Origin of the sequence: 'Nostoc azollae' 0708, from assembly GCF_000196515.1 — a bacterium.
GTDB lineage: Bacteria > Cyanobacteriota > Cyanobacteriia > Cyanobacteriales > Nostocaceae > Trichormus_B > Trichormus_B azollae.
This window is the reverse complement of record NC_014248.1, coordinates 2,126,328-2,141,195: the sequence shown is the minus strand read 5'-3', so window position 1 is coordinate 2,141,195 and position 14,868 is coordinate 2,126,328. Positions and strand designations below refer to the sequence as shown.

Here is a 14,868-nt window from a genome sequence, read left to right as displayed (position 1 = left end):
TATGGGCCGCTTAAAGTTGGCATATTCCCAAACACTTGATTATTCTACCTTCATAACTGATAAATGATAACTGTTAACTGATTTGACAACTGTCATATTCTGAATTCGCCAAGAATTTTCTTTGCGAATCAAATCATAACGAACCCGTAACCGATCCTCATTAGACCTTTTATTCACACCATTTTCATAAAACTGGGTAATTTCCCTCACTGTAGCTTCGACCACGGCGTTATCTGCAACCGTCTCTTTTTGATTGATAAATTCCACCTTCACATCATGTTCGTATTTGCGATAACTGCTTTCTGTTACCTGTTGCTTGATAATTGCTCGCCATTGTGATAGTGCAGAACCAGTTAAAATTTCATCTAAACTATTCATTTCATGATCAGGTCCGAAAGCTGCAGCTTTGGTAGATAACCAATTTTCAATCACTTGTTTTGCGATCGCAGTTGTCACCATCCCGTCATACACTTCTGGTTTGCTGTTCGGGTCAGGAATGCTAACTACTGGTTGATTCAGTTCTATAGCCAACAGTGTTCCCAGCAAAGATGGTCTAGGGAAAAACGCATTGCTTACCCATCCCCAAGCTGTAGAAAGCAACAACCAAAAAACGCATAAACCTCCCATAGATAAAAACACCAGCCAAACTAACCGGGTTTTTGCATCTAAGTTGCCAGCAAAACCGCGTTGTCGTCTAGGTAAATAAGGATGATGTTTTGAACCACTGTCTCGACTGTTAGCAGGAGTAGGCTTGCGTTGCCTACGTCTTTGCGTTTGTTTTGGCGCATCTATCTGAGTTCTGACAGGCATCTGCTGGTTATGTCCAGACGCTGCCACATTTCCCCCAGCAGACTGTTCTCCAGCCATTTCCGGTATTTGACCACCACTGTATCCCAGTGAAGCATTCCATCGAGGTGGAGAAACATGGCTAGAATCATGTATTTCACCAATTACTGCTGATGGTAACTCAGTTTCAAAATTGTGGTGATGATTAACTTGCCTACTAGTTCCATGATCAGGAGTACGATAGCGGGGACTATTTACTTGTGAACCAGGAAAAGCTTGATGATTAACTGCATTCCATTCATTAGAGGCTTCAGTATCCGTAGGTAGATCTTCTAAATAAGCTTGTACCTGTCTATCAGCAAAATATTCTTTTAAAGAAGCTTGTTTTCTGCCTAAATCTCGAAAATGAGGAAAAACCTCTTGTTGTAACCACTGTTCACAGTACAAACAAAGTCCTGGTAACAAATCTGGAGAATCTTGAGATTTTTCCCGAATAATAGCTAAAGCTTCATATTCCTGACTTAATTCCAAAACACGGGTTGCTTCTTCCGTTTGTCCGAGTAACAAAGCACATAAAGATTGTTCTAAATGTACATCTTGGCGTTTACCTAGATGCATCAACATGTGCTTAGCTTGACGAATTAAAGCTGATTGACGTTGGGAAAAACCCCTGGCTATTAAGGCATAAACTGCTAAATATGTAGCCACAGCAGAAGGACGCTTGCTTTCAGCTTCAAATAATTTGTGCTGTTCTGCAACAGTTAAGTGGTTGCGTAACTGTTGAATAAATCGTAGAAAATCGTCTATATTTAAACCTGATTGATCATTACCAGCACCATCAATACCTCCACGCTCTTCTAAAATATTCTGTAATAATTCCAACCCTTGACGGCGTTCATTAGTCTTGTCTTGAGGAAGTGCCAATAATTCTAGGATTCTATATGGTCGCAGCTTACAAAGATCCGCAGCAATTTCCGCTTGCACACTGGGAAATAAACCTTCACGCATGAGTAATTCTTCGCCAGTTGCTAGAGATATAGCTGCATTTTCATAGTGAGCTTGCTGCCATTGTTCCCGCCCCAATTCTAAACAGGCTAAAGCCACTGTAAGAATAATATCAGGTAATTCAGGACTGGAGGAGAATTCCTCACTGGCCAGATAACTACCTACTCTCACCCCAACCTTCCTATTTCTATTTACCAAGTATGGACGGCCTAGTTTCAGTACCAATTCGTATTCTCCCAACTCTTGTAGGAGTAATAAAGCACCTACTAACTGCTCTTGGGCAATTTCGATGCTGAGACTTTGGACATCGTGATTGCGGTTGTTATTTTCGACACGGTTTTCCAACAGCGATTTCGTCCCTGCCCGGTCAGGATCATAGGCGTGGGAGAGATAAAGCTGATCATATATAGCGCGTTCTTTGGAATCTGATAAAACCACGTAAGCTTCTTCTATGAGTTGTTTACGAGAAGAGATAGCTGCAATCGAATATTCCCGTCTGGGCAACTGAACAATGCGATCGCTATAAGCCTGCCGCAATTGTTCCTCGCTTGCCGCCAACGGTAGTCCTAAAATTCGGTAGTAATCTAGCGGAATTCGCACAGCCTACTTCCCCTGCAACGTGTTTACGTAGCGTCTCATAGAGATCGGCATAATTCACCTAGACTATTCCAGGTATGTAAAACCGTGCCATAATCATAGCTTTAATAATACCGTGTCCATTATATAATTCAAGTGTATATTTTAACAGTTCTTTTTATTTCTTTCCAGCACTTAAGCAATCAGTTATCAGTTATCAGTTATCAGGAGCCACGAGCAATATTTTAATTCTCTCCCTCATCCTCCCCATCTTCCCCATCCCCCTCATCACCCCAGTTTACCTAAATTGTTAATGGCTATGCAGAAATGCAGCCATCCTGATTGCTAAATTAAGAAACGAACACCAAAGGTAGCGATTTTGAAACTGATCACGCACCAACAATCCATAAACATAAAACATGGAGAAATTACAACTTACCAATTTCCTACAGAGCTTTTTAGTGCATAAATAAGATTTAACTGCGGACTCTTGTCAACACTGGCCTATTTGTAGCTAACGTTATATAAGAGCAACTTAATTTTAAGACCGTAACTTTAACTTGTACTACAGGGATATTTCACAAGCATGGTTCAAGAACGCACATTACCCACATTCAACTCTGCCACCGTCCAAATTACCAAAGTAGAAGGGTTGCGGTTATACGAAGATATGACATTAGGGCGGTTTTTTGAAGACAAATGCGCCGAAATGTACTACAGAGGCAAAATGTTTGGTTTTGTCCACCTGTACAACGGTCAAGAAGCCGTTTCCACAGGTATTATTCAAGGAGCAATGCGCCCAGGGGAAGACTTCGTTTCCAGTACCTACCGTGACCATGTTCATGCTTTGAGTTCAGGTGTACCAGCCAGAGAAGTCATGGCAGAACTATTTGGTAAAGCCACAGGTTGCAGCAAAGGGCGCGGTGGTTCCATGCATATGTTTTCAGCCGAACACCGTTTATTAGGTGGTTATGCTTTCGTAGCTGAAGGTATTCCTGTTGCGGCTGGTGCAGCATTTCAAAGCAAATATCGCCGGGAAGTATTAGGAGACAAAAACGCCGACCAAGTAACCGCTTGTTTCTTTGGTGACGGCGCTGCTAACAACGGTCAATTTTTCGAGACATTAAATATGGCAGCGTTATGGAAATTACCAATCTTATTTGTGGTAGAAAATAATAAATGGGCGATCGGCATGGCACACGATCGCGCCACATCAGATCCCGAAATTCACAAAAAAGCCAGCGTGTTTAACATGGTAGGGGTAGAAGTAGATGGAATGGACGTTTTAGCAGTTCGGCAAGTCGCCCAAGAAGCTGTAGCCCGCGCTCGTGCAGGAGAAGGACCCACCCTCATCGAAGCCATGACCTATCGCTTCCGTGGTCACTCCCTAGCTGACCCAGATGAACTCCGCAGTAAAGAAGAAAAAGAATATTGGTTTTCTCGTGACCCAATTAAAAAATTAGCCACTTATTTAGTAGAACAAAACCTCGCTACAGGAGAAGAACTCAAAGCTATTGAGAAGAAAATTCAGGAAGTTATCGACGAAGCAGTCAAATTCGCCGAAAGCAGCCCTGAACCAGATGCCAGCGAATTATATCGCTTCATCTTTGCAGAAGACGAGTAAGTTGAGAACTAGGGACTGGGGACTGGGGACTAGGGACTGGGGGTGATGAGGGAAATAGGGGAGACAGGGAAGTAATTTTCCTAATGCCCAATGCCCAATCACCAATCACTAATCACCAATCACGAAATATTGTGTTTACTATTACGCAACAACAACAACAATACAAAACCTATATCCTCACAGATAATACCGCTAACTCCCAACTGGAAGTAGTACCAGAAAGAGGTGGCATTATTACCCGTTGGCGGATGCAGGGAGAGGAAATTCTCTATTTAGATGTGGAAAGGTTTGCTAACCCGGAATTAAGCGTTCGTGGTGGTGTACCAATTTTGTTTCCTATCTGTGGTAACTTGCTAGATAATTCTTACACCTACAACGGACAACAATATACTCTCAAACAACATGGTTTTGGGCGAGATCTACCCTGGGAAGTGACTGAACAAAACACAGAAGGCAAGGTAAGTTTAAGCGTAGTTCTTAAAAGCAATGAATCAACACGCGCTGTTTATCCTTTTGATTTTCAAGTAACTTTTACCTACACCCTCCAAGGTAATACTTTAGTGATTCACCAAGTTTATCAAAACCTGTCATCCACACCAATGCCCTTTTCGGCTGGGTTTCATCCCTATTTCCAGTGTGGTAATAAGTCACAATTAGAGTTTGAAATTCCCTCTGGACAGTATCTAGACCAGAGAACCAAGGAAATGCACCCCTTTAGCGGCAATTTCGACTTTAACCGCGATGAAATAGATTTTGCTTTTGGATATTTGCAGAGTCTGTCGGCTACGGTGACAGATAATAGCCGTAAATTGAAATTAACTCTTAATTATGATCATATCTATGCTATGCTTGTTTTCTGGACTCTCAAGGGCAAAGATTTCTATTGTCTTGAACCTTGGATGGCTGGGCGTAATTCGCTCAATACTGGTGAAAACCTGATTATGTTGGAGCCAGGAGCAAGCAAAAGTACCTCTGTGAGATTAAGGGTGAATTATTTCTAAAAAACCCTTGACAATTCTAGAGATAGTTTGCAAAACTTAGAAAGTTACGAAATGCAAAAGGGTCGCTAACTCAACGGTAGAGTACTCGGCTTTTAACCGATTAGTTCCGGGTTCGAATCCCGGGCGACCCATTTTTTGGGAAAGCTCGCTAATACAGAAGCGGGAATCTTTGTTGGGAAGTTGTGGAAACTATCGCACCGTTCAACTAGCTACCCTGTACACACAGTAAGAAATCTACTACTGTGCTTTCTGTTGGGCAGGAAGCTATTAGGGCAGTGTGGGTCGTTCACCTTAATTTTGCTCATCTCTGGTCGGGGGATGTCTCGTTTTTAGACCGTGATTCACGATGCAGTTCTCTGACGAAAAAGCTTACATACTTGCTCAGTGGTAGAGCGATAATCTGAAATGATAAGTGCAGGTTCAATTCCTGGGGTGTTACCACAGCTTTTTCAACTTACACGAGGTGTGAGTGCAACTCTCACAGGGAGAGTATCGGTTCAGTCCCTATCAGATCCATTAATAAGATACTTGTTAATAAATCTGGATTAATGGAGGATGTTATCCCAGTTGGTAAGCAACTCACTGCTTTAATCTCTGGTATCACTCAGGCAGAACTGTTTGTCTATCCGTTCGATACTATTCTGTCTTCTATGACGGCAAAGGGTAAGGAGTTGACTGACTGGGAGCATGCTTTTCATTACATAAATGCAGGTAGTGGCACTAGTATCGGTTGTGCATTGCAAGCCATGGGGAAGAAGAAGCAGGTTGTTGACCAGATTATTTTGATGACGGATGAAGGTGAAAATACTGATCCTTACTTTGTTGATTGTTACAATACTTACTTCCGTGAGTTTGCGGTCATGCCTAATGTGGTGATTGTCCGTGTTGGTTCTCATTACAACTGAGTGGCAAGTCAACTGAAGCAGCAACAAGCACCTGTAGATACCTTTACCTTTGCGGGGGACTACTACAGTTTGCCGAAACTTGTCCCACTCTTGACGCCCCCCTCTCGTCTGGATTTGCTGATGGAGATTCTGGATATGCCTTTGCCTGTAAGGGCAGATAAATAAGGTTATAATCTAGTATTGCTTGCCAGTAAAAATGTTGAGCAATGTTTATTCAGTAGGTAACTCTTCATATTAGAAAAGAGAGATTTATGAAGATTCATAAACAGTTTATTTTTGTTGTTGGAACTTTAAAGAAACTGCATGAGAATGACGAATAGCAAAGTGAGAATTTTAGTTCTAAGTATTTTTTGTTATAGAAATGGCAATATTTTCATTGAAATTGGTTCGGTAAAAAAAGTAGCCATCTTTTAAAGAGTGTGTAACAACTCACCAGGGGAGTCCCTCTAGTAACTGAGAACACGTAATGCTCCACCAACTTACACGCAGGAAACTATATTCGTTCGTGATTAAGGCAGTTAGATTTCATTCCGGTTTCTAGGTTGCATCTGTAGCTTATTTTGAATAAAAAGTATTATTTATTACTGATATATCTAAGCTAATCAACCAAATTGTGATCGCAGAAGCACAGTTATCTGCAACCCAATTCCTTGCGCCTTGTCTCAAGGGTGGACGAGTCCGCACAGGAGTACCCGGGATGGTTTATACCTTCATGCCAAAGCCTAGTAATAAATTTGAAGGTTTGGGCATCTTTCAGGCTGTGGATGAAAAGACAGCAAAGCTGGTAGAAGAACCAGACTTACCCCAAGTTGGCGAATAGCTGCAAAACTTTTCCAAATTAGACTGCGGTTAGCACATAACCTGCAACGACTAACTTGGTTAGCATACGGTGTGAATGAAGCAGATATGCATCAACGGTTGAAGGGTTGAAGGTGGTTAACATGATCGCAGTACATTTAGTAAATTAAGGTGTTGCCTTTGAGCAAATCACTGCTGGTTAGTATGGACAATCCTCCTGGTTCGAGGAAGTTGATCGCCATACCTATCCGACAATGGTGGAAACTCTGCAATCTGCAATTAAACAACTCATTCCTACAAAGGAATTGCAGTTGAAAGGCATTACTCCAGAAATCCGCACGGTGTATGAATTAGCAAGTCAGCGGATTGAGGGCTTTGCTCAACCCCAACAGGATGAAAGGCGCCTTAGAAAGGCGTTGCAGATGGGGGGTGGTGAATTACGCCAATTCCATGATTGCGGTGATTATTGGACAGTTGATTGGACAACTGCAGATGGTGTTCGTCACAGTAGTGCGATAACTAAAATTGACTTGACTGTTGTCAGTTCTGGTATTTGTCTAAGTGGAGGCGATCGTGATTTTGACTTGCAATCCTTAGTGGGTGTAATGGAACAACAATAATACTCTACTAGCAGTATGTCTTAATTACCAATAGAGAGGGCCGAAAATTTACAAATGAGTCTGTGTCTGGCTTTCCATAGTGTTAAGATTAGGAAAGAGCCAAGGAAAGAAGCAGGGTTGGGAATAGTAACTGATAGGAACTATCCATGACGATGTTGATGACTAATTTATAACTGACCTCATATCCATAACATTTATGAAATGGGCAAAACTAATGAACCAATTCCTAATTTGACTAAACCACAAATAGTAAGAATTACTTGTGAGTAAATTTGGGAATTCAGGGGAAATCTTTCTTGAGGTACCCGGAATATTTTTACAAGTCTAATGACCTATTCAACAACAATACCCTTGGTGGACAACTCTTTGTTTCCTGCCTTTTGTTCTGAGTCGCCATGGCATAATCACTATCATGTTTTTCTAGCTATTCAAGGAGACTAGGAGGGAAAACATCTCGTAATATCTCTAGCCAGTAATGAAATGTGTCCGTTGCTTCCGTTTTCCATATACCGAAATGCAAACCTAAAACCTCAAATGTTGGCATTTGCCTCCAATAGAACAAGCATAGACATACCTGTTCTTTTATCTCTAGTTTCCCTTTCCCCCCTCCTCCTTTCTGATTTATACCTATGTTTTTAGTTTCTATGTCACCTTGAATTTTTCTATGCTACATTTCACCTTGGGCTAATAAGTCTTGAAACTGATAGTTAGTTATTCCCAGTATTTGTTTTCTACAATGTGGATATTCTTGAATATAGTTAATTTATTGGATTTTTCCTTTTGGTACACCCTCAAAATTCCCTTCTAGCATTTTTTTCACACCAAGTTCATTTTCCTGACAGGTCTAATAATCATATTAGCAACTTTATCACCTTCACTAGCAGCTTGATCAACAATTGTAGCTAAAGCTGCTATCTCTTTCACACCCTATCCTCGTCGATATATTACTTCTATTAGGTTTTCAGTTTTCACAAATAACATTGATTCCGGTAACTCTTGAAAATTGAAGGTTTTGTTTAATCATCATATTTATATTTCTAACGCATGGAAATTAGTTTTTGCTATTGCAATAATATAGTCTAAACTACCTCAGTAAATGGAAGTATCACATTATTTAAACAGAATATTTGTGGAAATCAGATGGACAGTTTATACCCTACAACATTAATTCACTTGGCGATTATTTTCCGGTTTTAAAGGAATAAAAAATATAGTTAAGATACCGGGAGTAGTTAGCAAACATACCAATATAAAGAATAATGGATATTCTAATGCTTGTTGAATTGCACCACTAATTGCTCCTGGTATCATCAGACCCAAAGCCATTAATCCAGTAGATATGGGAAAATGAGAAGTTTTATATTCCCCTTTACAAACATACATTGAGTATACTGTGAAGGCTCTAGATCACAGGGTCTACTTCTTCACCAGGTATATCAACAACTTTAGTACCAGTAATATTTGAGTAGGTGGGATATTGGGTAATTTTGTCTGTATCTTCTAAATAACTGGTAATTTCTTGGTATACAGAATAGAATCTTCTCGGTAAAAATTCACCACTTCAGCAACTTGCGAGGGACGGCTTTCACTGGTGAATTTTCTCGATGCTAGTTTGAGAGAACGCGCTACCAAACCAATGTGGTCTTAGGACGAATCATCTAAACACTCATCAAATACTCGTCACACCAACCTGAATGACAAATACTGATATTACTAAATTGTCTAGTATCTCAGTCAATATACTGTGAAGTAGTTACATAAGTATTATTATACCCACCTAAAATCAATGATTACAACCAAGTCATTAACCACTTTCAACTCCTGGGTAACTTGTCCTAAACCCAACCCTCAAGCTAAATTACGCTTATTCTGCTTACCCTACGCAGGTGGTAGTGCCATGATATTTCTTACTTGCCCTAATGATTTACCTCCAACTATTGAAGTTGGAGTGTGTCCTATAGCACTTCCTGGAAGGGGAAGACAAATGAAGTTACCCCTCTACACAGAAATGTACCCTTTGGTGAGGGGAATAGCTCAAAATATCATTCCCTATCTGGATAAACCTTTTGCTATTTTTGGTCATAGTATGGGTGGACTGGTCAGCTTTGAATTAGCTCGCTTATTGCGCTCAGATTGTAATTTAACTCCATAATATCTATTTATATCTGCTCGCAATGGTCCACAATTTAGTCGTACAAAAAACCAATTTACGTAAGGATTCAGGTCTAAGGTAGAGGGATTAAATAAGGTGTATGGAAAGCAGAGTGAACCATGGCTTTCATAGGTTGGTCAAAAAACTCAATTAGAGAAAGTGCTTGAGGACGAAAAGTTTGTATAACCGTCAATAAATTGGCAGTATGTTGGAATAGCTCTAGAGAAAGAGAAGCACCACAGACTTTTCGTTGTGTCAGTGCTAAACCTAACCTTGGTTCAGCTAAATTATGATCAAGGTCTATTGCCTAAGGAAGGTAACAGTTTACCAGGTTCCCCTGCGTCTTTATCAATCAATGAATAGACCTCTTGCAAAATTGTTTATATTGATAGATATTTTTAGATTTTATGTATTTTTGGTGTTCTTTGGGCTCCCTAATTCCAACATAACCGTGTAACTATAAATTTTAGCTAAACCAAAGATAACGCCTCATTTTAAAATAAAATTAATTCTGCAATAGGTCTAATGAATGGAAGATTCAACTTTTTGTTGAAATTAGGATGGCCAAGTCAAGAATTCATGAAGGTTTTGGGTTTATTAGAATAAAGGGTAGTTTTTAAAACCTTCATCTATGAGGTCGATGAATCTTGTGTCAATTTCTTGGTGATTGAAGCCAGGAATCTTGATTAGTGTCTTGAAGTGACGTGGTAGGGTAGATGTGCATGACATTTCTGTTGAGCTGTGACCGGATAACCCTTATAGGCAGTAAAGTGATCAGAACTGAGTACACCAGAGTAACTTGAACCCACAATGGATTCTAATTCGCCAGGAAAAAGAGTATCAGACCCATAAAATCAAGGGAAGTCACTATTAGCAAAAATCCATAACCATTGTTTCACCCCTTTGAGTACCCAGGGTGTTTCATCCCCAAGGATATGAGGCTGGGTTTGTTTTATCCACTGTTTGAGGCTATAAATACTTTGAGCCACTGGACCATCTATTCCTTCATTGGTACCTACTAATGTTCCCACTCCAATTTCTATTTGACCCAGTTCCCACAACAACAAGTGTTGTTGTGGGAACTGGGTCAATGGCCCTAGTTATTGCTCCATCCCAAAAAAGCTTGTCCTGTGATTCCTATATCTTTTACCGGTACTATCTCTGGTGACCAGTGTACACTTTGTGTTTCCCCACACACACTGCAAATCCATTTCCATTGGCCTGTCCACCAAGTCCCCTACTTGTTGTGTTTGGATTTTTATTGGTTCGCCAAACAATTGCCCGTGACCTCACCATCCACACACTTGCTGTCCCACTATCTTAAATCTATTCTATCTACTCCACCAAACCCCTTTCTCCTTTTTCCCCTATGCCCTGGTTGTGCTCCTGGTTTCCGTTTTCGTATCTGGTTCTCTTCTTGTTTCTCTTGTTGTTTGTTATCGCTTTTTTTGAGGATGTCTCCCGATGGTGGTTTGGATCATGTTATGGTCTCTAAATCTCTACTGACTTTGAGTTTCTCTATTTCCTTTTCCAGTTCTACTACTCTATTTGTTAGCTTCTCTATACTTCTCCCCTGGTCAATAATGATTTCTACGAGTTCCTCTGTTGCCAACTGCTTCAATATCTCTCTGTCTAGTTTTGGTGGCAGCTTCTTTTCCATAACTGCTATATTCTGCCTCACCTATCATACTTGTCAATACCCCACCACCTCAATCCTTACCAATTTACAAATTACCATATGCAGAGTTTTGGCAAGAAATTCGCAATTTTAATGGTACTTCTGATGATGTCATAGAAAATGAAGACATTGTCAAACTTTTTCTGCCAATTCTCCGGGCTGATTTTACAGTTTTAGATACCTACAGTTACAGTCATCAAAGACCTTTCGATTGTCCTATTAGTGTTTTTGGTGGTTTGCAAGATCCCACATTTACTGATTATGAGCTAGAAGCATGGGAAGAACATACAACTGCGGCTTTTACTCGACTTCTTGCAGAATTAATTTTATGTTATAATAGGGTGATGTCCTTGTTTTAGCTAAAAGTTAGAGTTACAGGATTATGTTTGAATTAGCGATGGTAAATAACACCAAGAATATATAAAATCTGAAACTCTCTATCATACCACAGAAAGAAGTTTGCAAGAGGTCTACTTTACATAAGTTTCACGGTAATCATTTCTTCATAACATCAAATCAAAATGTTTTACTGAAAAGCATATCTCAATAGTTACAGTAAAACTAAGCAGGTAGACACAAATAAATATAACTATGTAAGAAAATGTAAATTACTTGAAACCCTTGGGATTGCTTGATTCCCCCTTGCTACATTCGCCATAACATAACATAACATAACATAACATAAATTTTTACGCCCACCTACTTATTTCTATTAAAAATAACTTTTACACCTTGGGTAGAGTTATAGTTAACTAATTTTTGATATAGCAGTTCCAAATAATTCATGAATAACAAAATTCCTGACTAATCTAAGAAGTCAACTCATTCTTATAACTAACTTTGTAATAAATTGTGAACCAAGTCAGCAGGTACGGCTATTGCGATTCCCATACCTATAAAACCGAACCAACTGAATTTGAAAGTTGGTGTTATTGTTTAAGTAGGAAGCAAAAGATTAAGCTTCAGGCATCGAAAGATTTAAAAAAATAGTAGTATTTTTTGCCATTTGTGAAGCTTGAATTTAAGCCTCCAAAGTCCAAATACACCATTGTACAGGAGATAGATATGGCACTAGTTCGTTGGGATCCAATCCGGGATATTGAACGCTTAGAACCATTTCGTGAACTTGAACGCTGGGACCCTTTCCGCGAAATTGATAGCCTCCAACGACGGATGAATCGGTTGTTTGAAAGAATGATACCGGGTGATGGGGGTGAAAGAACAGGATTAACCTTTATCCCTGCTGCTGAACTTGAAGAAACTGATAATGCCTTTAAATTAAAACTAGAAATACCTGGTTTAGAAGCGAAAGATGTAAATGTGGAAGTAACTCCTGAAGCTGTTTCTATTACTGGTGAGAGGAAATCTGAAACTACCACAGAAAGAGAAGGTTATACTCGTTCCGAATTCCGTTATGGTAAATTCCAACGGGTAATACCATTGCCTTCTACTGTGCAGCATGAACAAGCACAGGCTGAATATAAAGATGGGATTTTGCGGTTGAACTTGCCGAAAGCAGAACCTCAGAAACAAAAAGCTTTCAAAGTTAATCTTGGTTGATTTATCAGCAAGTTCTGATTGGTGAAAACCTAGATTCTTGTTTTTTCTCATTCCCATATAGAGTATGGGAATGAGATATAGCTGAATGCTTACTAAAAAAGTAAAGTTCTACTGAAGCCCAGGGGGAAGATATGGCAAAAGTAGTAGGAATTGATTTAGGAACTACAAACTCTTGTGTTGCCGTGATGGAAGGAGGGCAACCTTTAGTAATTGCTAATTCTGAGGGGCAACGTATTACTCCTTCGGTTGTAGCTTACACAAAAACTGGTGAACGCTTAGTTGGTCAAATTGCTAGACGACAAGCGGTAATGAACCCAGAAAATACTTTTTATTCTGTGAAACGTTTCATTGGGCGCAAATATGAAGAAATTACCCATGAAGCCACGGAAGTTTCTTATAGAACTCTGCGGGATAGTAATGCCAATGTAAAGCTCAATTGTCCCGCTGCAGGTCAAGAATTTGCACCAGAAGAAATTTCTGCCCAAGTGCTAAGAAAGTTAGTTGATGATGCTAGTAAATATTTAGGAGAAAAAGTTACTCAAGCGGTGATTACAGTTCCTGCTTATTTTAACGATTCTCAACGGCAAGCTACTAAAGATGCAGGTAAAATTGCTGGGTTAGATGTTCTCCGCATTATCAATGAACCAACAGCAGCAGCTTTGGCTTATGGTTTGGATAAAAAGGAAAATGAAACTATCTTAGTATTTGACCTTGGTGGCGGTACTTTTGATGTTTCTATTTTGGAGGTTGGGGATGGTGTATTTGAAGTTAAATCTACTAGTGGGGATACTCATTTAGGTGGTGATGACTTCGATAAAAAGATTGTTGATTGGTTAGCAAATCAGTTTCAGAGTAACGAAGGCATTGACTTACGTAAGGATAAACAAGCTTTGCAAAGATTGACTGAAGCTGCGGAGAAGGCAAAAATTGAGCTTTCTAGTGCAACTCAAACTAATATCAATTTGCCCTTTATTACTGCTACTCAGGCGGGTCCAAAACACTTGGATATGATGCTGACACGGGGTAAATTTGAGGAGATGACAGCCGACCTTCTCGACCGTTGTCGTAAACCAGTCCAACAAGCATTGCAAGATGCAAAACTCAGTAATGCTCAACTTGATGAAATTGTTTTAGTTGGTGGTTCGACTCGCATTCCCGCTGTGCAAGAACTGGTGCGACGGATGACGGGTAAAGAACCTTGTCAAGGTGTAAATCCTGATGAAGTTGTAGCGGTGGGTGCGGCTATTCAAGCGGGTGTTTTATCCGGTGAAGTCAAAGATATTTTACTGCTTGATGTTACGCCGTTGTCTTTGGGTGTGGAAACTATTGGCGGTGTGATGACTAAGATTATTAGCCGCAATACAACTATCCCGGTGAAGAAATCAGAAGTCTTTTCTACGGCTGCTGATGGTCAAAGTAATGTGGAAGTTCACGTTTTGCAAGGTGAGAGGGAACTAGCTAAAGATAATAAGAGTTTAGGTACTTTCCGTTTGGATGGTATTCCTCCAGCACCGAGAGGTGTACCGCAAATTGACGTTACTTTTGACATTGATGCTAACGGTATTCTTTCTGTTACTGCTAAGGATAAAGCCACGGGCAAACAGCAGTCCATTTCTATTACAGGTGCTTCTACTCTCGATAAGCGGGATGTAGAAAAGATGGTGCGGGATGCAGAATCTCATGCGGAGGAAGATAGAAGACGACGTGAACAAATTGATACTAAAAATTTGGGTGATTCTTTAGTTTATCAAGCTGAGAAACAACTCAGAGACTTGGGTGATAAGGTGAGTGCTGTTGATAGAGGACGAGTTGAAGATTTGGTCAAGGATTTGGCGGAAGCTATCAATCAAGATCATTTCGATCGGATTAAGTCTCTGAGCAGTCAATTACAGCAAGTGTTGATGCAGGTTGGTAGTACGGTTTATGCACAAGCAGGAAGTTCTGATGGAAGTAGTAGGAGTGAAGATGTGATTGATGCTGACTTTGTAGAAAATAAATAACAAAAAGCATGAATCCTAAATTAGGAAGGATGAAGAGTTTCATCCTTCTATTTCATCCGTGAGGAGGATGCTTTAAAAACCAAAGTTATCAAGATTCTCACTAGGTAGGGATGAAAGAGTAAAAAGACTTGATTAAATAAATATGAATGGTCATTGCCAGGAA

The 14,868-nt window shown here is 40.0% G+C and carries 11 protein-coding genes, 1 tRNA gene and 4 pseudogenes; 9 read left to right on the top strand and 7 right to left on the bottom strand.

Annotated features, from left to right (window positions below):
* Nucleotides 1-39: 39 nt before the first annotated feature.
* The gene (locus AAZO_RS09745; protein ID WP_013191126.1) at nucleotides 40-2,391 is read right to left on the bottom strand and encodes an IMS domain-containing protein; all 2,352 of its coding nucleotides are present in this window, start codon (nucleotides 2,389-2,391) and stop codon (nucleotides 40-42) included.
* A 562-nt stretch (nucleotides 2,392-2,953) separates the two neighbouring features.
* On the opposite strand from AAZO_RS09745, the gene pdhA reads away from it, so the two are divergent.
* The 5 genes and pseudogenes from pdhA (at nucleotide 2,954) to AAZO_RS09720 (ending at nucleotide 7,315) form a co-directional block, all read left to right on the top strand.
* Complete coding sequence (pdhA, locus tag AAZO_RS09740) at nucleotides 2,954-3,991, top strand: pyruvate dehydrogenase (acetyl-transferring) E1 component subunit alpha (protein WP_013191125.1); 1,038 nt, start codon at nucleotides 2,954-2,956, stop codon at nucleotides 3,989-3,991.
* A 131-nt stretch (nucleotides 3,992-4,122) separates the two neighbouring features.
* Nucleotides 4,123-4,992 carry an aldose epimerase family protein gene (locus AAZO_RS09735; RefSeq protein WP_041642879.1) on the top strand — a complete coding sequence of 290 codons (870 nt, stop codon included), beginning with the start codon at nucleotides 4,123-4,125 and terminating at the stop codon, nucleotides 4,990-4,992.
* 59 nt (nucleotides 4,993-5,051) lie between these two features.
* Nucleotides 5,052-5,123, top strand: a tRNA-Lys gene (locus tag AAZO_RS09730).
* A gap of 393 nt (nucleotides 5,124-5,516) precedes the next feature.
* Nucleotides 5,517-6,062: pseudogene (locus tag AAZO_RS09725) on the top strand (hypothetical protein); the annotation flags it as partial.
* 415 nt (nucleotides 6,063-6,477) lie between these two features.
* Nucleotides 6,478-7,315: pseudogene (locus tag AAZO_RS09720) on the top strand (hypothetical protein).
* 424 nt (nucleotides 7,316-7,739) lie between these two features.
* Here the strand turns inward: AAZO_RS09720 and AAZO_RS37670 are convergent.
* The 3 genes and pseudogenes from AAZO_RS37670 to AAZO_RS41190 form a co-directional block, all read right to left on the bottom strand.
* Nucleotides 7,740-7,859 carry a transposase family protein gene (locus tag AAZO_RS37670; protein WP_013191123.1) on the bottom strand — a complete coding sequence of 40 codons (120 nt, stop codon included), beginning with the start codon at nucleotides 7,857-7,859 and terminating at the stop codon, nucleotides 7,740-7,742.
* Nucleotides 7,860-8,479: 620 nt separating this feature from the next.
* Nucleotides 8,480-8,716 (bottom strand): annotated as a pseudogene (locus AAZO_RS09715) (MFS transporter); the annotation flags it as partial.
* A gap of 99 nt (nucleotides 8,717-8,815) precedes the next feature.
* A complete protein-coding gene (locus tag AAZO_RS41190) occupies nucleotides 8,816-8,947 on the bottom strand; it encodes a hypothetical protein (RefSeq protein WP_266888919.1) in 132 nt (43 codons plus the stop codon).
* A 154-nt stretch (nucleotides 8,948-9,101) separates the two neighbouring features.
* On the opposite strand from AAZO_RS41190, the pseudogene AAZO_RS09710 reads away from it, so the two are divergent.
* Nucleotides 9,102-9,464, top strand: a pseudogene (locus tag AAZO_RS09710) (thioesterase II family protein); the annotation flags it as partial.
* Nucleotides 9,465-10,153: 689 nt separating this feature from the next.
* Here AAZO_RS09710 and AAZO_RS41185 read toward each other — a convergent pair.
* From AAZO_RS41185 to AAZO_RS29655, 3 genes are all read right to left on the bottom strand, one after another.
* Nucleotides 10,154-10,276 (bottom strand): hypothetical protein, encoded by a 123-nt coding sequence (locus AAZO_RS41185; RefSeq protein ID WP_266888917.1) that lies wholly within the window; start codon nucleotides 10,274-10,276, stop codon nucleotides 10,154-10,156.
* Nucleotides 10,277-10,321: 45 nt separating this feature from the next.
* Nucleotides 10,322-10,534: a hypothetical protein gene (locus AAZO_RS09705; protein WP_144031271.1), complete on the bottom strand. Its 213-nt coding sequence runs from the start codon at nucleotides 10,532-10,534 to the stop codon at nucleotides 10,322-10,324.
* Between the two features lie 410 nt (nucleotides 10,535-10,944).
* Nucleotides 10,945-11,127, bottom strand: a complete 183-nt coding sequence (locus AAZO_RS29655) for a hypothetical protein (protein WP_081462746.1) — start codon at nucleotides 11,125-11,127, stop codon at nucleotides 10,945-10,947.
* 2 nt (nucleotides 11,128-11,129) lie between these two features.
* Between AAZO_RS29655 and AAZO_RS29650 the strand changes: the two genes are divergently transcribed.
* The 3 genes from AAZO_RS29650 (at nucleotide 11,130) to dnaK (ending at nucleotide 14,705) form a co-directional block, all read left to right on the top strand.
* Complete coding sequence (locus AAZO_RS29650; RefSeq protein WP_081462745.1) at nucleotides 11,130-11,504, top strand: thioesterase domain-containing protein; 375 nt, start codon at nucleotides 11,130-11,132, stop codon at nucleotides 11,502-11,504.
* A 706-nt stretch (nucleotides 11,505-12,210) separates the two neighbouring features.
* Nucleotides 12,211-12,705: an Hsp20/alpha crystallin family protein gene (locus AAZO_RS09695; RefSeq protein WP_013191121.1), complete on the top strand. Its 495-nt coding sequence runs from the start codon at nucleotides 12,211-12,213 to the stop codon at nucleotides 12,703-12,705.
* A gap of 131 nt (nucleotides 12,706-12,836) precedes the next feature.
* Entirely contained in the window at nucleotides 12,837-14,705 is a 1,869-nt protein-coding gene (gene dnaK, locus AAZO_RS09690) for a molecular chaperone DnaK (protein ID WP_013191120.1), read from the top strand.
* The last annotated feature ends 163 nt before the right edge of the window (nucleotides 14,706-14,868 follow it).